Below are 20645 nucleotides of genomic sequence, written 5' to 3' on the forward strand. Positions count from 1 at the left end.
GCTTGCTATCGATCGGAATCTGCCGATTCGTTGACCACACCACCGCCGGCGGGCCGGCTTCGTGCACAGGTGGGTGCAGACGCGGCCGTTCGGCTCACGAAACCCACACCTGTTCCTGATTCCGGTCGTCGTGCCTGCTCAGGCGCCCGCCACGCCGGACAGTCCCGCCGACACACGCCCGCCACCGTGACTGGACGGTACTGAGCGCCCAACACCCGCCCAACCCCTAGAGAACCCCTGATCGACCGGCCCGCGGGCGGCGTCCCGGCAGGCTCCGGGAGCGGCGGTGACCAGCGCCACGAGGGCCATTCAGGCGGCCGACGGCAGGATGCGGCGCAGCCGGCCGGGGGGCGTCGACCGGCGGCGCCACTCCCGCGGGTAGCCGACCGAGACCTCTTCGAACCGGACCCCGTCGTACCAGGTGGTGCGCGGGATGTGCAGGTGACCGTAGACGGCGACGCGGGCGTCGAAGCGGACGTGCCAGTCGGCAGTGGTCTCGGTGCCGCACCACTGGGCGAACTCCGGGTACCGCAGGATCCGGGTGGGCTCGCGTACGAGCGGGAAGTGGTTGACCAGGACGGTGGGCAGCCCGCCGCGCTCGGCGGTGAGCCGGCGCTCCGTCAGGGCCAGCCGCGCCCGGCACCAGGCGTCCCGCGTCGGGTACGGGTCCGGGTGCAGCAGGATCTCGTCGGTGCAGACCACGCCGACCTCGTGTGCCCGTGCCAGGGCCTGCTCCTTCGTGTACGTCCCCGGGGGCCGGAAGGTGTAGTCGTAGAGCAGGAACAGCGGCGCGATCAGGACCGGGTCGTCGCCCTGCGGGTCCCAGACGGGGTACGGGTCCTCCGGAGTCACCACCCCGAGCCCCCGGCACAGCTCCACCAGGTGCTGGTAGCGCGCGTCCCCCCGCAGCTGGATCGGGTCCTCGCGGGGAGTCCACAGCTCGTGGTTGCCGGGGGCCCAGATGACCTTGGCGAAGCGGCGGCTGAGGAGTCCCAGCGCCCACTCGATGTCGCCGACGAACTCCCCGACGTCGCCGGCGACGACGAGCCAGTCGCCGTCGCGCTCCGGCCGCAGCCGCTCGACGATGGCCTTGTTCTCCGCGTGCACCACGTGCAGGTCGCTGATGGCGAGCAGTTGAGGCAAGCCGGATCCGGCCATGCGGACCTCCCGTCCATCCGGGGTACCGCACGCACCCACATCCGTACCGCTCGCCGCCGGTGGGCAGGGCGAGACGGCCTGGCGTGCTCCGACCCTACGGAGCCGGATCCACACCGGCACACCCCTAGACGGGATACGTGGACCCCTAGACAGCCGCGCCTGCCCGACGGCGCCGGCCAGGTGTCCGGCGCCGTCGGGTGCCCCTTTCCCCGGCCCGTCCCGCCCGGGTCGGGCAGTGTCCGCTCAGGACTTGCCGAACTCCCGCTGGATGATGTCGAAGAGCTCGTCCCGGCTGGCCGACTCCAACTCCTCCGCGGCGGCCGGCGCCGATGCGGTGGCGGCGGGTCGGCCCCGCCACCGGGTCAGCAGGTCCTCCAGCCGACCGACGACCGCGTCGTCGACCTGGTCGCCCGGCAGCCCGCCGAGGAGCTTGTCGAGGCGTTCGATCTCGGCCACGATCGGCAACGCCGGCTGCTCGGGCGCCAACTCGGCCCGCAGGTGACCGGCGAGCGCGTTCGGGGTGGGATGGTCGAAGACGAGGGTGGCGGGCAGTCCGATGCCCGTTGCGGCGGTCAGCCGGTTGCGCAGCTCGACTGCGGTGAGCGAGTCGAAGCCCAGTTCGAGGAAGCCGCGGGCGGGCCTGATCCCGCTCGGCGTGGCGTGTCCCAGCACCGCCGCGGCGGTGCCGCGGACCAGGTCGAGCAGGATGCGGTCGCGCTCCGGCCCGGAGGCGGCGGCGAGCCGCTCGCGCAGCGCCGACGCCGCGCCGCGGTCCTCGCCCTTCGGCGCCTCCTCGGCCGGTGCGGGCTGTGCTTCGGGGATGTCGGTGAACAACCGGGACGGACGCAACGCCGTGAACGACGGCACAAACCGATCCCACCGCACATCCGCCACCACCACCTGACCCTCACCACCATCCAGCGCCCGCTGCAACGCCGCCACCGCCAACTCCGGAGCCATCCCCGGCAAACCACGCCGACTCAACTGCTCCCCCGCCACCCCCACCGCCATACCCGCCTCAGCCCACGGCCCCCACGCCACCGACGTCCCCACCAACCCACGCCCACGCCGCGACACCACCAACCCATCCACAAACGCATTCGCCGCCGCATACCCCACCTGACCCGCAGAACCCCACACCCCCGCAATCGACGAAAACACCACAAACGCATCCAAATCCAAACCAGCAGTCAACTCATCCAACACCACCGCACCACCAACCTTCGCCCGCAACACCTCCTCCACCTCACCCACACCCACCTCACCCAACGGCGTCAACTGCGCCACACCAGCCGCATGCACCACCGCCCGCAACCGCTCACCCCGACCCACCAAATCCCCCAACAACCCCGCCACCGCACCACGATCCGCCACATCACAACCCACCACCGACACCCGCACACCCAAACCCTCCAACCGCCCCACCAACTCACCCACACCCGCCGCACCACCACCACGCCGACTCACCAACACCACATGCTCCGCACCCACACCCACCGCCCACAACGCCACCCGCGCACCCAACGCCCCCGTACCACCCGTCACCAACACCGTCCCCGACAACCGAAAACCACCACCAGCACCCGCACCCGCACCCACCGGACAACCCGCACGCACCAACCGCCGCACAAACACACCCGACGACCGCAACGCCACCTGATCCTCAACCCCCGACAACAACACCCCACACAACCAACCCCACACACCACCACCCAACACACCCGGCAAATCCACCAAACCACCCCACCGCAACGGCACCTCCAAACCCACCACCCGACCCAAACCCCACACCGCAGAACCGTCCAGGTCGGTCAGAGGCTCGGAGTCGTCCACGGAGACGGCACCGCTGGTCAACCACCACAACCGGCCCGACCCACCGACGTCGGTCAGCGCCTGCACCACGGCCAGCGCCGTCGACACCTCGGCGGCGGCCGGAACCGGGGACGCCTCCCGCGGCTCGGCCAGCGAGAGCAGGGACACCACGTGGGCGTCCCGGGCGTCGGAGCTCATCGCCTCCAGCAGCAGCCGCGCCACCCGGTCGCGGTCGGCGCCGGCCGGGATCAGCACCGGGACCGCCCGGTCGGCCCGGGCAGCCAGCGCCGCGGCCACCGGGTGGTCCTCCTGCCCGGGCGCCATCAGCAGCAGCCAGGTTCCCGCCAACGTCGCGGAGTCCGGCACGGCGGCCGTACGCCACGTCGCCCGGTACCGCCAGGAGTCGACGACCGCCCGCTGCTGCGTCGCCCGCCGCCACCGGGCGAGCTTGGGCAGCAGCGCCGTGGACGGCTCGTCCGCGCCCACGGCGAGATCCTCGCCCAGCACGCCGAGGTCCCCGGACTCGACCGCCGCCCAGAACTGCTCGTCGGACGGGGCGTCGGCCCGCTCCGGAGCCGAGCCGGGCTGGGGGTCCTCCAGCCAGTAGCGCTGCCTGTCGAAGGCGTAGGTGGGCAGTTCCACCGCGCGCGGCCGGGTGCCGGTCTGGCCGAGGTACGCCGCCCAGTCGACGGCCACGCCGGCGGCCCAGAGCTGCCCGGCGGCAGTGGTGAGGGTGGTGACGTCGGGCTGGCTGCGGCGCAGCGTGGCGACGTACCGCACGTCGTCGGCGGTGTCCGCCTCGGCGGCCATGGCGGTGAGGACCGCGTCCGGGCCGATCTCCAGGAAGGTGTCCACCCCCTGTGCCCGCAACGCCGCCACCCCGTCGGCGAAGCGCACCGGCTGCCGCACGTGCCGCACCCAGTAGCCGGGCTCGGTGATCTCTGCGGCGTCCGCGACCGCGCCGGTCACGTTCGACACGATCGGGATCCGCGGCGGTTGCCAGTCGAGCCCCGCCACCACCGACGCGAACTCGTCCAGCATCGGATCCATCAACCGCGAATGGAAGGCGTGACTGACCGCCAGTTCCTTGACCCGCCAACCCCGCTCACGGCAGGCCGCCACCACCGAAGCCACCTCACCGGCGGCACCCGACACCACCACCGACGCCGGGCCGTTCACCGCCGCCACGTCCACCGCCGCACCGGTCACACCGAGCAGCTCGGCGACAGCCTCCTCCGCCGCACCGAGGGCCGCCATCACGCCACCGGCCGGCAACGCCTGCATCAACCGGCCCCGCGCCGCCACCAACGTGCACGCGTCCCTCAGGGACAACATCCCCGACACGTACGCGGCCGTCACCTCACCGATCGAATGACCCGCCAGGAAATCAGCCCGCACACCCCACGACGCGAGCAACTCCCACAACGCGACCTCCACCGCGAACAACCCCGCCTGCGCGAACACGGTCCGATCCACCAGAGCCGCAGTCTCCGAACCCGGCTCCGCGAACACCACGTCGCGCAACGCACGCGGCAGACGCGGATCAATCTCCGCGCACACTTCGTCGAACGACGCCGCGAACACCGGGAACGCCTCGTACAACTCCCGGCCCATACCCACGCGCTGCGAACCCTGACCGGTGAACAACACCGCCCGACGACCCGCCGACACCACACCCGCAGACCGGCCCTCGGCAACAGCCGACAGCCCGGCCACCAGCTCGTCCACGTCCGAGCCCCACACCACCGCGCGATGCTCCAACGCCGCCCGAGTCGTCGCCAACGACCACGACACATCAGCCACCGACAGGTCAGACCGACCCCGCACGAACGACGCCAACCGCCCGGCCTGACCCGACAGACCCCGCTCCGAACGCCCCGACAGCACCCACGGCACCGGCACCCCGACGGGCACGGCAGACGCCGCGGCGTGCTCCGGCTCCGCCTGTTCGATGATCACGTGCGCGTTCGTGCCGGAGATCCCGAACGACGACACGGCAGCCCTGCGTGCGCGGCCCGCACCCGGCCACTCACGCGAGGCCGTTACCAACTCGACCGCACCCGACGACCAGTCCACATGTGACGAGGGCACATCCGCGTGCAGCGTCGCCGGTACGGTCCCGTGCCGCATCGCCAAGATCATCTTGATGATCCCAGCCACCCCCGCAGCCGCCTGCGTGTGACCGATGTTCGACTTCACCGACCCCAACAACAACGGCACATCCCGACCCTGCCCATACGTCGCCAACAACGCCTGCGCCTCGATCGGATCACCCAACGACGTACCCGTACCATGCGCCTCCACCACATCCACATCAGCCGCCGACAAACCCGCACTCGCCAGCGCCTGCCGGATCACCCGCTGCTGCGACGGACCATTCGGCGCCGTCAAACCATTCGACGCACCATCCTGATTCACCGCCGAACCCCGCACCACCGCCAGAACCCGACGCCCGTCACGCCGCGCATCCGACAACCGCTGCACCACCAGCACACCGACACCCTCGGACCAACCCGTGCCGTCCGCGGCGTCCGAGAACGACTTGCAGCGGCCGTCGGCGGACAGGCCGCCCTGGATCGAGAACTCGGCGAACGTGCCCGGTGAAGCCATCACGGTGACGCCGCCAGCCAGGGCGAGGTCGCACTCGCCGGACCGCAGCGCCTGCGCCGCCAGGTGCAACGCCACAAGCGACGACGAACACGCCGTGTCCACAGTCACCGCCGGGCCCTCGAAACCGAACGAGTACGCCACCCGGCCCGACAACACGCTTGTCGCGTTGCCGGTGAGCAGGTGGCCGCCGACCTCCTGGGCCCGACCGACCGACCCGCTGGCGTACCCCTGGAAGCTGGCCCCGGCGAAGACGCCGACCGCGCCGCCCCGCAGGGTGGTCGGGTCGATGCCCGCCGACTCGACTGCCTCCCACGAGGTCTCCAGCAGCAGCCGCTGCTGCGGGTCCATGGCGAGCGCCTCCCGCGGCGAGATGCCGAAGAACTCGGCGTCGAACTCGCCGGCGTCGTAGACGAAGCCGCCCCTGCGGGCGAAGGACGTGTCGGACAGGCCGCTGCTGAGGAAGCTGTCCCAGCCCCGGTCGAGGGGGAACTCGGAGATGCCGTCGCGTCCGGTGGCGAGCAGTTGCCACAGTTCTTCCGGGGACGCGACACCACCCGGGAGGCGGCAGCCCATGCCGACGATCACGATCGGGTCGTCGTCGACGGTGGCGACCCTGCGGTCGGCCGGCGCGTCGCCCGATGCTCCGAGCACGGTCTCCCGGATGAAGGCGACCAGGGCGGCCGGCGTCGGGTGGTCGAAGACGAGGGTGGAGGGCAACGCGAGGCCGGTTTCGGCGGTCAGCCGGTTGCGTAGCTCGACTGCGGTGAGCGAGTCGAAGCCGAGGCGCTGGAACGCCCGGTCCGGCCGCACCGCCTCCACGGTGGCGTGGCCGAGCACCGTGGCGACCTGGGAGCGTACGAGGTCCAGCAGGGACGCCTCGACCTCCGGCGGCGTCAGGGCCGCGAGCCGCTCGCGCAGTGCGGAGGCCCGGTCGGTGGGGCCGGTCTCGGCTCGGGACGCCGCCTCGATCGCCGCCTGTGCTTCGGGGATGTCGGTGAACAACCGGGACGGACGCAACGCCGTGAACGACGGCACAAACCGATCCCACCGCACATCCGCCACCACCACCTGACCCTCACCACCATCCAGCGCCCGCTGCAACGCCGCCACCGCCAACTCCGGAGCCATCCCCGGCAAACCACGCCGACTCAACTGCTCCCCCGCCACCCCCACCGCCATACCCGCCTCAGCCCACGGCCCCCACGCCACCGACGTCCCCACCAACCCACGCCCACGCCGCGACACCACCAACCCATCCACAAACGCATTCGCCGCCGCATACCCCACCTGACCCGCAGAACCCCACACCCCCGCAATCGACGAAAACACCACAAACGCATCCAAATCCAAACCAGCAGTCAACTCATCCAACACCACCGCACCACCAACCTTCGCCCGCAACACCTCCTCCACCTCACCCACACCCACCTCACCCAACGGCGTCAACTGCGCCACACCAGCCGCATGCACCACCGCCCGCAACCGCTCACCCCGACCCACCAAATCCCCCAACAACCCCGCCACCGCACCACGATCCGCCACATCACAACCCACCACCGACACCCGCACACCCAAACCCTCCAACCGCCCCACCAACTCACCCACACCCGCCGCACCACCACCACGCCGACTCACCAACACCACATGCTCCGCACCCACACCCACCGCCCACAACGCCACCCGCGCACCCAACGCCCCCGTACCACCCGTCACCAACACCGTCCCCGACAACCGAAAACCACCACCAGCACCCGCACCCGCACCCACCGGACAACCCGCACGCACCAACCGCCGCACAAACACACCCGACGACCGCAACGCCACCTGATCCTCAACCCCCGACAACAACACCCCACACAACCAACCCCACACACCACCACCCAACACACCCGGCAAATCCACCAAACCACCCCACCGCAACGGCACCTCCAAACCCACCACCCGACCCAAACCCCACACCGCAGAACCGTCCAGGTCGGTCAGAGGCTCGGAGTCGTCCACGGAGACGGCACCGCTGGTCAACCACCACAGCCGACCCTCGACCTCAGTGACTGCAAGCGCCTGCGCGACCGCCAGTGCCTCGACGACACCGGCGCCGGCCAGCGACATCAGCGAGATCATCCCGGCGACCGGTCCTGCGGCCGCCGAGGCGGCGGACAGCCGACGCGCGATCCCGTCCCGGTCCAGTTCGTCCAGCACCACGGGGATCATCTCGGCGCCCCGCTCCGCCAGCCCGGCCAGCAACGGGTGGTCCTCCTGGCCGGGCACCATCAGCACGAGCCAGGAGCCGGTCAGGTTCTCGTTCCCGGTCACGTCCTGGCGCCGCCACACCACGCGGTAGCGCCAGGAGTCCACCGTCGACCGATGCTGTGCGGCCCGCCGCCACTGCGCGAGCTTCGGCAGGACCGCGCTGAACGGTTCGTCCGCGCCGACACCCAGCTCGCCGCCGACCAGGTCGGGGTCGCCGGACTCCACGGCCGCCCAGAACCGCCCGTCGAGAGCTTCGCCGTGCACGTCCCGGCGGGCCGCGGGCGCCGCCTCGGGCCAGTACCAGGTGTGGTCGAAGGCGTACGTGGGCAGGTCGACCACGCCCGGCCGGGCGCCGGTCTGACCGTGGTAGGCAGCCCAGTCGACCGGCACACCCGCCACCCACAACTGCCCCAGCGCCGACGTCAACACGCCGACCTCCGGCTGATCCCGCCGCGACACCGGAACCCGCCGCACCCCGGCATCCGCGACGATCTCCGCCACCATCGCCGTCAACGTCGCATCCGGGCCGACCTCCAGGAACGTGTCCACCCCCTGCCCCCGCAGAGCAGCCACCCCGTCGGCGAACCGCACCGGCTGCCGCACGTGCCGCACCCAGTACTCCGGATCCACCAGCTCCAGCGGCTCCGCGACCGCGCCGGTCACGTTCGACACGATCGGCACCCGCGGCACCCGCCAGTCCAGCCCCGCCACCACCGACGCGAACTCGTCCAACATCGGATCCATCAACCGCGAATGGAACGCGTGACTCACCGCCAGTTCCTTGACCCGCCAACCCCGCTCACGGCAGGCCGCCACCACCGAAGCCACCTCACCGGCGGCACCCGACACCACCACCGACGCCGGACCGTTCACCGCCGCCACATCCACCGCCGCACCGGTCACACCGATCAACTCGGCGACAGCCTCCTCCGCCGCACCGACCGCCGCCATCACCCCACCCGACGGCAGAGCCTGCATCAACCGACCCCGCGCCGCCACCAACGTGCACGCGTCCCTCAGGGACAACATCCCCGACACGTACGCCGCCGTCACCTCACCGATCGAATGACCCGCCAGGAAATCAGCCCGCACACCCCACGACGCGAGCAACTCCCACAACGCCACCTCGACCGCGAACAACCCCGCCTGCGCGAACACCGTCTGATCCACCAAGCCGGCATCGGAAGTACCCGCCTCGGCGAACACGACCTCCCGCAACGCACGCGGCAACAAACCATCAAAACGGGCGCATACCTCGTCGAACGACGCCGCGAACACCGGGAACGCCTCGTACAACTCCCGGCCCATACCCACGCGCTGCGAACCCTGACCGGTGAACAACACCGCCCGACGACCCGCCGACACCACACCCGCAGACCGGCCCTCGGCAACAGCCGACAGCCCGGCCACCAGCTCGTCCACGTCCGAGCCCCACACCACCGCGCGATGCTCCAACGCCGCCCGAGTCGTCGCCAACGACCACGACACATCAGCCACCGACAGGTCAGACCGACCCCGCACGAACGACGCCAACCGCCCGGCCTGACCCGACAGACCCCGCTCCGAACGACCCGACAGCACCCACGGCACCGGCAAAGCCACGGAAGCGCCCCCGGCAGACTCCGGCTCCGCCGCGACCTCGGGGACGGCTTCGGGCTCCGGCTGCTCCAGGACCACGTGCGCATTGGTCCCCGAGATGCCGAACGACGACACACCCGCCCGCCGAGGACGCTCCACGCCCGGCCACTCACGGGAGGCCGTCACCAACTCGACCGCACCCGACGACCAGTCCACATGCGACGAGGGCACATCCGCGTGCAGCGTCGCCGGTACGGTCCCGTGCCGCATCGCCAAGACCATCTTGATGATCCCAGCCACCCCCGCAGCCGCCTGCGTGTGACCGATGTTCGACTTCACCGACCCCAACAACAACGGCACATCCCGACCCTGCCCATACGTCGCCAACAACGCCTGCGCCTCGATCGGATCACCCAACGACGTACCCGTACCATGCGCCTCCACCACATCCACATCAGCCGCCGACAAACCCGCACTCGCCAGCGCCTGCCGGATCACCCGCTGCTGCGACGGACCATTCGGCGCCGTCAAACCATTCGACGCACCATCCTGATTCACCGCCGAACCCCGCACCACCGCCAGAACCCGACGCCCGTCACGCCGCGCATCCGACAACCGCTGCACCACCAGCACACCGACACCCTCGCCCCACGCGGTGCCGTCCGCAGACTCGGCGAAGGCCTTGCAGCGGCCGTCCGCCGACAGCCCACCCTGGCGGGAGAACTCGATGAAGGCGCCCGGGGTGGACATCACCGTGACGCCGCCGGCCAGGGCGAGGTCGCACTCGCCGGACCGCAGCGCCTGCGCCGCCAGATGCAACGCCACAAGCGACGACGAACACGCCGTGTCCACAGTCACCGCCGGCCCCTCGAAACCGAACGAGTACGCCACCCGACCCGACAACACGCTCGCGGAGGCACCCGTCGCGCCGTACCCGGCGAGCGCCTCCCCGGCCTCGCGCACGACGGTCTCGTAGTCCTGGCCGTTGGTGCCGGCGAACACCCCGACGCGGCTGCCGCGCAGCGCGAGCGGTTCGATCCGGGCGTCTTCGAACGCCTCCCAGGAGACCTCCAGCAGCAGCCGCTGCTGCGGGTCCATGGCGAGCGCCTCCCGCGGCGAGATGCCGAAGAACTCCGCGTCGAAGCCGCCCGCGTCGGCCAGGAAGGCCCCGCGCGAGACGTAGGAGTCGGTGCCGGTCAGCGACTCCAGGTCCCAGTGCCGGTTGGCCGGGAAGTCCGACATCGCGTCGGCACCGGCCGTCAGCAGGTCCCAGAGCCCCTCCGGGGACTCGGCTCCGGCCGGGAAACGGCAGCCCATGCCGACGATGACGATCGGGTCGTCGCCCACGACGGGGCCGGTGGCGGCGGGGACGGGCAGCGCCTGCCCGCCGAGCAGCTCGGCGTGGATGTGGCCGGCCAGAGCCGCCGAGTTCGGGTAGTCGAAGGCGAGCGTGGTCGGCAGCGCGAGGCCGGTCGCCGCGTCGAGCCGGTTGCGCAGCTCGACAGCTGCCAGCGAGGTGAAACCGAGATCCTGGAACGCCCGGTCCGGCGCCACCCGCTCGACGGACTCGTGGCCGAGCACGGCGGCGACCTCGGCGCGTACCAGCTCACCGAGGACGCGCAACTGCTCCGCGCCGGGCATTCCCGACAGGCGCAGGCGCAGGTCGGCCGCCGGCACCGGGGCGTCGGCGGGCACCGCCGCGCCGGCCTCGGCCAGCAGGTCGCGGACCAGCGGGTGGGCGCGCCGCGGACCGGTGGCGGCCACCCGGGCCCAGTCGATGTCGGCCACGACGAGGTACGTCTCGTCGCGGTCCAGCGCACGGCTGAAGGCGCGCACGGCTGTCTCCGGTGCCATCGCGCCGAAACCGGTACGGCTGAGCCGCTGTTCGAAGTCGCCCGCGCTCACCCCGCCGTCGGCCCACAGGCCCCAGGCGAGCGAGGTCGCCGGCAGTCCCTCGGCGCGGCGGCGCTGCGCCAGGGCGTCGAGGAACGCGTTGCCGGGCGCGTACGTGGCCTGGCCGGCGGCGCCCATGAGGCCGGCGAGGGAGGAGAAGAGGACGAAGGCGGAGAGGTCGCTGCCCCGGGTCAGCTCGTCCAGGTTGCGCGCGGCGTCGACCTTCGCCCGCAGGGCGGTGGCCAGCTGGTCGACACTCACGGCGTCGACGACGTTGTCGTCGAGGGCGGCGGCGGTGTGCACGACCGCGCTCAGCGGAAGCTCGGCGGGGATCGAGTCGAGCAGCGTCGCGAGCGCGGCCCGGTCGGCCACGTCGCAGGACGCGAGGGTTACCCGGGCGCCGAGCCCGGCGAGTTCCTCGGCGAGGGCGGTCGCGCCGGGCGCCTCGCCACCCCGCCGGCTGACCAGGAGGAGGTGTTCGGCTCCGTCGGCGGCCAGCGCGCGGGCGACGTGTCCCCCGAGTGCCCCGGTGCCGCCGGTGATCAGCACCGTGCCGCGCGGCGTCCAGGAACCGCGCGCACCGGTGTCGCCGTACGTCGCACGAACGAGCCGGCGGGCGTGGCCGCCGGTGCCGCGCAGGGCGATCTCGTCCTCCCGGCCGGTGCCGGCGATCAGCGTCCGGAGCATCCGCACGACGCCCTGGTCGGGCTGCTCGGGGAGGTCGACGAGCCCGCCCCACCGGTGCGGGTGCTCGGCGCGCAGCACGCTGCCGAAGCCCCACGCCATGGCCTGCACGGGGTCGACGTGCCGGTCACGGGATCCGACGGAGACCGCGCCGCGGGTGGCGATCCAGAGCCGGGCGGTGATCCCGGCGTCGCCGAGGGCCTGCGCGAGCGCGACCGTGGCGGCGAGGCCCGTCGGCACGGAGGCGGCCCCGGCGTACGGCCGGGTGTCGAGGGCCAGCAGGGAGAGTACGGGCAGCACGTCCCCGTCGCGGCCGGTCGACGCCTCGGCGAGTTCGTGGGCGAGGCGCTTGCGGTCGCACGTGGCGTCGACCTCGACGATCCGCCCGCCGGCGGCGCCGAGGGCGGCGGCCCAGTCCGTCACGGCCGCGTCGGCGTCGGCCGGTACGACGAGCAGGAAGTCGGTCGCCTCGGCGCGGGCGGCGTCGTCCGTGAGCGGCTGCCAGGCCACCCGGTAGCGCCAGGAGTCGAGGGCCGCCTCGGCGTCCCGGCGGCGTCGCCAGGTGGACAGCGCCGGCAGCACGTCCGCGAGGGGGGCGTCGGCGTCGACGGCCAGGCTCTCGGCGAGGGTCGTCAGGTCCTCCGCCTCGATCGCCCGCCAGAAGTCCTCGTCGGCGGCGGTACGCCGGGCGGCGGGGGGACGGTAGGACCGCGTCGTCGCATTGATCCAGTAACGTCGATGGTCGAAGGCGTACGTGGGCAGGTCGACCACGCCCGGCCGGGCGCCGGTCTGACCGTGGTACGCAGCCCAGTCGACCGGCACACCCGCCACCCACAACTGCCCCAAGGCCGCCGTCACCGCAGCGAGCTCCGACTGGTCCCGCCGCGACACCGGAACCCGCCGCACCCCGGCATCCGCGACGATCTCCGCCACCATCGCCGTCAACGTCGCGTCCGGGCCGACCTCCAGGAACGTGTCCACCCCCTGTGCCCGCAGAGCAGCCACCCCGTCGGCGAACCGCACGGGCTGCCGCACGTGCCGCACCCAGTACTCCGGATCCACCAGCTCCAGCGGGTCCGCGACCGCGCCGGTCACGTTCGACACGATCGGCACCCGCGGCACCCGCCAGTCGAGCCCCGCCACCACCGACCGGAACTCCTCCAGCATCGGATCCATCAACCGCGAATGGAAGGCGTGACTGACCGCCAGTTCCTTGACCCGCCAACCCCGCTCACGGCAGGCCGCCACCACCGAAGCCACCTCATCGGCCGCGCCCGAGACGACCACCGACGCGGGGCCGTTGACCGCCGCGATGTCCACGGCCGCGCCCGACGCGCCGAGCAGCTCGGCGACAGCCTCCTCCGCCGCACCGACGGCCGCCATCACACCGCCAGCCGGCAACGCCTGCATCAACCGGCCCCGCGCCGCCACCAACGTGCACGCGTCCCTCAGGGACAACATCCCCGACACGTACGCGGCCGTCACCTCACCGATCGAATGACCCGCCAGGAAATCAGCCCGCACACCCCACGACGCGAGCAACTCCCACAACGCCACCTCAACCGCGAACAACCCCGCCTGCGCGAACACCGTCTGATCCACCAAGCCGGCATCGGAAGTACCCGCCTCGGCGAACACGACCTCCCGCAACGCACGCGGCAGCAAACCATCAAAACGGGCGCACACCTCGTCGAACGACGCCGCGAACACCGGGAACGTCTCATACAGCTCCCGACCCATACCTACACGCTGCGAACCCTGACCCGTGAACAACACCGCCCGACGACCCGCCGACACCACACCCGCAGACCGGCCCTCAGCCACCGCCGACAGACCCACCACCAGCTCGTCCACGTCCGAGCCCCACACCACCGCCCGATACTCCAACGCCGCCCGAGTCGTCGCCAACGACCACGACACATCCACCGGCGACAGACCACGACCACGCACGAACGACGCCAACCGCGCCGCCTGACCCACCAGACCCCGCTCCGAACGACCCGACACCACCCACGGCACCGGCAACCCGACCGGCGCGGCAGACCCCGCGGCGTGCTCCGGCTCCGCCTGCTCGATGATCACGTGCGCGTTCGTCCCCGAGATGCCGAACGACGACACACCCGCCCGCCGGGGACGCCCCACGCCCGGCCACTCACGGGACTCGGTCACCAACTCCACCGCACCCGACGACCAATCCACATGCGACGAGGGCACATCCACGTGCAACGACGCCGGCACCACCCCGTACCGCATCGCCAAGATCATCTTGATGACACCCGCCACCCCTGCAGCCGCCTGCGTGTGACCGATGTTCGACTTCACCGACCCCAGCAGCAGCGCGTCCCGGTCGTCGCGGTCCTGCCCGTACGTGGCGAGCAGCGCCTGGGCCTCGATGGGGTCGCCCAGCGTCGTGCCCGTGCCGTGCGCCTCCACGACGTCGACGTCGGCGACGCCCAGCCGGGCGTTCGCGAGGGCCTGCCGGATCACCCGCTGCTGCGAGGGGCCGTTCGGCGCCGTCAAACCGTTCGACGCGCCGTCCTGGTTGACGGCCGTGCCCCGCACGACCGCGAGGACCCGGCGCCCGTCACGCCGCGCGTCCGACAGCCGCTGCACCAGCAGCACCCCGACGCCCTCGGACCAGCCCGTGCCGTCCGCCGCGTCGGAGAACGACTTGCAGCGGCCGTCGGGGGCCATGCCCCGCTGCCGGGAGAAGTCGATGAACGTCTCGGGCGTCGCCATCACCGTGACGCCGCCGGCCAGCGCCAGGTCGCACTCCCCCGACCGCAGCGCCTGCACCGCCAGGTGCAACGCCACAAGCGACGACGAACACGCCGTGTCCACAGTCACCGCCGGGCCCTCGAACCCGAACGAGTACGCCACCCGACCCGACAACACGCTGCTGGCCGTGCCGACGCCGAGGTAGCCGTCGAGGGTCTCGGGAACATCGGCCAGCCCTGCGGCGTGGTTGTGGTACATCATGCCGGCGTACACGCCGACGGGGCGGCCACGCAGCGCGAGCGGGTCGATCCGGGCGTCCTCGATGGCCTCCCACGAGGTCTCCAGCAGCAGCCGCTGCTGCGGGTCCATGGCGAGGGCCTCGTGCGGCGAGATCTTGAACAGGTCGGCGTCGAAGTCGGCGGCGTCGGCCAGGAAGCCGCCCTCGCGGGCGTAGCTGCTGCCCCGGCGCGCGCCGGACGGGTCGTACAGGTCGTCGACGTCCCAGCCGCGGTCGGCGGGGAAGCCGGTGATGCCGTCGCCACCGGAGACGAGGAGGTCCCACAGTTGCTCGGGGCTGCGTACGCCGCCGGGGTAGCGGCAGCTCATGCCGACGATCGCGATCGGCTCGTCGAGCGCCGCGACGGCGGCTACCGGAGCCGCCCGGGTGCCGGCGTCCGTTGCGGTCTCGGCGTCCAGGTGGTCGGCGAGGGCGAGCGGGGTCGGGTGGTCGAAGACCAGCGTCGCGGGCAGGCGCAGGCCGGTGACCGCGCCCAGCCGGTTGCGCAGTTCGACGGCGGTGAGCGAGTCGAAACCGAGCTCGGTGAACGGACGCCCGGCCTCGACGGCAGCGGCGTCGGCGTACCCCAGGACCGTCGCGACCTGATCGAGGACGAGCCGCAGCAGGGCCGCGGCGCGCTCCTCGCGGTCGAGGCCGGCGAGCCGCCCGGTCAGCGCGGCGGTCTCCGCCGGGCCGGACCGCGCGGCGCGGCGCCGGGGCGCCCGGACCAGGCCGCGCAGGACCGACGGCAGGGTGCCCGCCTCGGCCTGGGCGCGCAGCGCCGGCCCGTCCAGCGCCATCGGCACCGTCGCGGGCAGGCCGGTGAGCAGGGCGGCGTCGAGGAGCGCGAGGCCGTCCGCCGCGGGAAGCGGCCGTACGCCGGCCCGGGCCAGCCGGTCGGTGTCGGCGCGGTCGAGGCCGGCGGTCATGCCGCCGCCCGACTCCGCCCACGGGCCCCAGGCCAGCGAGTGCGCCGGCAGGCCCGCGGCCCGTCGCCGGTGGGCGAGCGCGTCCAGGAAGGCGTTGGCCGCCGCGTAGTTGGCCTGACCGGGGCTGCCCGTCACGCCCGCCGCCGAGGAGTACGTGACGAAGAGCGCGAGGCGGCCGGCGGCGGTCAGCTCGTGCAGGTTCGCGGCGGCGTCCACCTTCGGCCGCAGCACGTCGCCGAGCGTCTCGGAGGTGAGCGAGGTCAGGGTGCGGTCGGCCAGCACGCCGGCGGTGTGCACCACGCCGGTCAGCGGGTGCGCCGGGTCGATCCGGTCCAGCAGCGCGGCGAGGGCGGCCCGGTCGGCGGCGTCGCACGCCTCGACAGTCGCGGTGGCGCCCAGGTCGGCGAGGGCGGCGACCAGGTCGGCTGCGCCGTCGGCGTCGGCGCCGTGCCGGCTGGCGAGCAGCAGGTGCCGGGCCCCGTACCGGGTGACCAGGTGGCGGGCGGTCAGCGCGCCGAGGGCACCGGTGCCGCCGGTGACCAGCACCGTGCCCTCCGGGTCCAGCGCCGGCACCGGCGCGTCGGGTTCCGGGGCGGCGACGAGCCGGGGCACGCGGAGCGCCCCGTCGCGTACCGCCGCCTGCGGCTCGTCGGCCGACAGCAGGCCGGCGAGGACGGCCGCGCAGTTCTCCTCGTCGTCGACGTCGACGACGAGGAAGCGGCCGGGGTGCTCGGCCTGGGCGGAGCGGAGCAGGCCCCACACGGCGGCGCCGGCCAGGTCGGTGACCTCCGCGTCGTCGTCCACGGCGACGGCGCCGCCGGTGAGGACCACCAGCCGGGAGTCGCCGGTGTGCGGTTCGGCGGCGAGCCAGCCCTGGAGCACGGCGAGGACCTCGGCGAGCAGGTCGTGGACGGCGCCGGGGCCGGTCGCGCCGGCCACCGGGTACAGCACGGCGTCGGGTACCCCGGCGTCGCGGAGCGCGTCGAGGTCGGCGTACCGGGCGGCGGGCGGGCCGGACGGCAGCGGGGCGGGACGTTCGCCGAGCACCGCCCAGGTCGTGCCGTCGGCAGCGCCCCCGGCGACGGGGTGCCGGAGCCAGTCGAGGCGGAACAGCGAGCGCCGCCACGCGGACCCGCCGGCGGTGAGCTCCCCCGCCGGCAGGGGCCGCAGCACCAGGGAGCCGACCCGGGCGACCGGCGCCCCGGTGGCGTCGGCGACCAGCATGGACACCGTGTCCGGACCGGTGGGGGTCAACCGCACCCGCAGCGTGTCGGCGCCGTGGGCGGACAGCGTCACGTCGGACCAGGCGAACGGCATCCGGGCCTCGCCGGGGTCGACGATGCCCAGCCCGACCGCCTGCACGGCGGCATCGAGCAACGCCGGGTGCAGCCCGTACCCACCGGCGTCGCCGGCCGCCGGCTCGGGCAGCGCCACCTCGGCGTACACGTCCGCGCCGACGCGCCAGGCGGCACGCAGCCCGGAGAAGGCCGGGCCGTACGCGAACCCGGCCCGTGCCGCCCGCCCGGCCAGCTCCGACACGTCCAGGGAGGTGGCGTCGCTCGGCGGCCACTGCGCCAGCGTGCCGGTGTCCTCATCCGGCTCCTCGGTGAGCAGGCCGGTGGCGTGCCGTACCCAGATGTCGTCGGTGCCGGCGCGGCGGGCGTGGACGGTGAGCTGCCACGCTCCGCCGCCGGTGCGTTCGGCGGCGACCTGCACGTCGACGCCGCCGGTCTCGGGCAGCACCAGCGGCGCCTGGAGGGTCAGCTCGGCGAGCCGTTCCGCGCCGACCTCCGCGCCGGCCCGCATCGCCAGTTCCACGAACCCGGTGCCGGGCAGGAGCACGACGTCGCGCAGGGCGTGCTCGGCCAGCCAGGGCTGGGTCTCCACGGACAACCTGCCGGTGAGCGTCACCTCGTCGCCGTCGGCCGAGCGGAACACCGCGCCGAGCAGCGGGTGGCCGGTCGGGGTCAGCCCGGCGGCGGTCACGTCGGCGGGCTGCGGCAGGGGCAGCAGCCAGTAGCGTTCGCGCTGGAACGCGTACGTGGGCAGGTCGACCGGCACGGGCGGGCCGGCGAACAGGGCCGCCCAGTTCACCGGCACGCCCCTGGTCCACACGGTGGCCGCGGCGGCCAGGGCGGTGGTCGCCTCGTCGTGCTCGGCGCGCAGCACGGGGGCGCAGACCGCCTGGTCCGCGCCGACGATCTCCTGGGTGAGCGCGCAGAGCACTCCGCCCGGGCCCACCTCGACGTACGCGCCGACACCCAGCTCACGCAGCGTGGTCACGGCGGCGTCGAAGCGGACCGTGTCGCGGACGTTGCGCAGCCAGTACGCCGGGGAGCACACCTCGTCGGGGTCGAGCACCGCTCCGGTCACGGTGGAGACCACGGGGATGCGGGGCGCGGCGAAGGTCAGTTGCCCGAGCACGTCGCCGAACGCGTCGAGCATCGGGTCCATGCGGGCGGAGTGGAACGCGTGGCTGACCCGCAGCCGCCTGGTGCTGCGGCCGAGGGCTGCGAAGTGTGCGGCGACCGCCAGCACGGCGTCCTCGTCGCCGGAGACGACGACGGACTCCGGACCGTTGACGGCGGCCAGCCCGGCGCCGGGCGTCCCGCCGGCGGTGGCCAGGTGCGCGCGGACCTCCGCCTCGGTGGCGCGGATCGACACCATGGCGCCACCGGTGGGCAGCGCCTGCATCAGGGTGCCCCGGGCGGCCACCAGGCGGGCGGCGTCGGGCAGCGACAGCACGCCGGCGATGTGCGCGGCGGCCACCTCGCCGACCGAGTGCCCGGCCACGAAGTCCGGCACGACACCCCAGGACTCGACGAGCCGGTAGGCGGCGACCTCGACGGCGAAGAGCGCCGCCTGGGCGTACCCGGTGCGGTCGAGCACGTCGGCGGGGCCGTCGAGCACGCCGCGCAGCGGCCGGTCGAGGTGCCTGTCCAGCTCCGCGCAGGCGGCGTCGAAGGCGTCGGCGAAGGCCGGGAAGGCGGCGCACAACCGCTGGCCCATGCCGACGCGCTGGGCGCCCTGGCCGGTGCAGAGCACGGCGACGCGGGTGGGACTGGCGACCCCGCGCCGCACAGACGGGGCCGGGACCCCGTCGGCCAGCGCGCCGAGCCCGGCGAGCAGTTCGTCCCGGTCGGCGCCGAGCAGCACCGCCCGGTGTTCCAGGACGGACCGGCCGGTGGCCAGGGCCCGGCCCACGGCGGCCGGCGCGGCGTCGGGGTGCTCGGCGAGCCAGGAGCGCAGCCGGTCGGCCTGGGCGCCGAGCGCCGCGGCGCTGCGCGCGGAGACGACCCACGGCAGCGGGTCGGGGCCGGTGACGGCGTCGGTGGCCGGCTGCGGCGCGGGCGGGGCGGCCTCGACGATGACGTGGGCGTTGGTGCCGCTGACACCGAACGAGGAGACGCCCGCGCGCATGGGCCTCGTCGCGCGCGGCCACGGGCGCGGCTCGCGGAGCAGGCTCACCGCGCCGGCCGACCAGTCGACGTGCGGGGACGGCTCGTCGACGTGCAGGGTGCGCGGCAGGACGCCGTGACGCATCGCCATGACCATCTTGATGACGCCGGCGACGCCGGCCGCGGCCTGGGTGTGCCCGAGGTTCGACTTGATCGACCCGAGCCACAGGGGCTGGTCGTCGGCCCGGTCCCGGCCGTACGTGGCGAGCAGGGCCTGCGCCTCGATGGGGTCGCCGAGGCGGGTGCCGGTGCCGTGGGCCTCGACGGCGTCCACGTCGGCCGGGGCGAGCCGGGCGTTGGCGAGGGCCTGGCGGATCACGCGTTGCTGCGACGGGCCGTGCGGCGCGGTGAGGCCGTTGGAGGCGCCGTCGGAGTTGACCGCGCTGCCGCGCACGACGGCGAGCACCCGGTGGCCGTTGCGCTGCGCGTCGGAGAGCCGCTCCAGCAGCAGCAGCCCGGCGCCCTCGCTCCAGCCGGTGCCGTCGGCGGTGGCCGCGAAGGACTTGCACCGCCCGTCCGGGGACAGGCCACGCTGGCGGCTGAAGCCGACGAACGTGTCGGGGCTGGACATGACGGTGACGCCGCCGGCCAGCGCGAGGGTGCACTCGCCGGAACGCAGGGCCTGGACGGCGAGGTGCAGCGCCACCAGTGAGGACGAGCAGGCGGTGTCGACGGTGACGGCCGGGCCCTCGAAGCCGAACGTGTACGCGATCCGGCCGGAGACGACGCTGCCGTGGTTGCCCGTGCCGACGAACGCCTCGACCTCCTGCGGCACGCCGTTGAGCCGGGAGACGTAGTCGTGGTACATGACGCCGGTGAAGACGCCGGTGCGGCTGCCCTTGAGCGAGTCCGCGGCGATGCCGGCCCGCTCGACCGTCTCCCAGGCGACCTCCAGCAGGAGGCGCTGCTGCGGGTCCATGGCCAGCGCCTCGCGGGGCGAGATGCCGAAGAAGCCGCCGTCGAACTCGCCGGCGTCGTGCAGGAAGCCGCCCTCGCGGGTGTACGACTTGCCGTGCGCCTCGGGATCGGGGTCGTAGAGGCTCTCCACGTCCCAGCCCCGGTCCGCCGGGAAGGGTGTGACGGCGTCGACGCCGGACTCGACCAGCCGCCACAGCGCCTCCGGAGTCCGCACCCCGCCCGGGTAGCGGCAGCCCATCGCCACGATCGCGATCGGCTCGTGATTCTGCTCGTCGACGGCCCGCAGGCGCTCGCTGGTCTCGTGCAGGTCAGCGGTGACGCGCTTGAGGTACTCGCGGAGCTTGGCTTCGTTCGCCATCG

2 protein-coding genes are annotated in these 20645 nt (G+C 73.3%); both read right to left on the reverse strand.

Annotation, left to right across the window (positions count from 1 at the left end):
- Window positions 1-309: 309 nt before the first annotated feature.
- The gene (locus PVK74_RS10355; RefSeq protein ID WP_043331321.1) at window positions 310-1158 is read right to left on the reverse strand and encodes a metallophosphoesterase family protein; all 849 of its coding nucleotides are present in this window, start codon (window positions 1156-1158) and stop codon (window positions 310-312) included.
- A gap of 243 nt (window positions 1159-1401) precedes the next feature.
- Window positions 1402-20643: a type I polyketide synthase gene (locus PVK74_RS10360; RefSeq protein WP_274478945.1), complete on the reverse strand. Its 19242-nt coding sequence runs from the start codon at window positions 20641-20643 to the stop codon at window positions 1402-1404.
- Between the last annotated feature and the right edge of the window lie 2 nt (window positions 20644-20645).

Origin of the sequence: Micromonospora chalcea (assembly GCF_028768405.1) — a bacterium.
GTDB lineage: Bacteria > Actinomycetota > Actinomycetes > Mycobacteriales > Micromonosporaceae > Micromonospora > Micromonospora chalcea.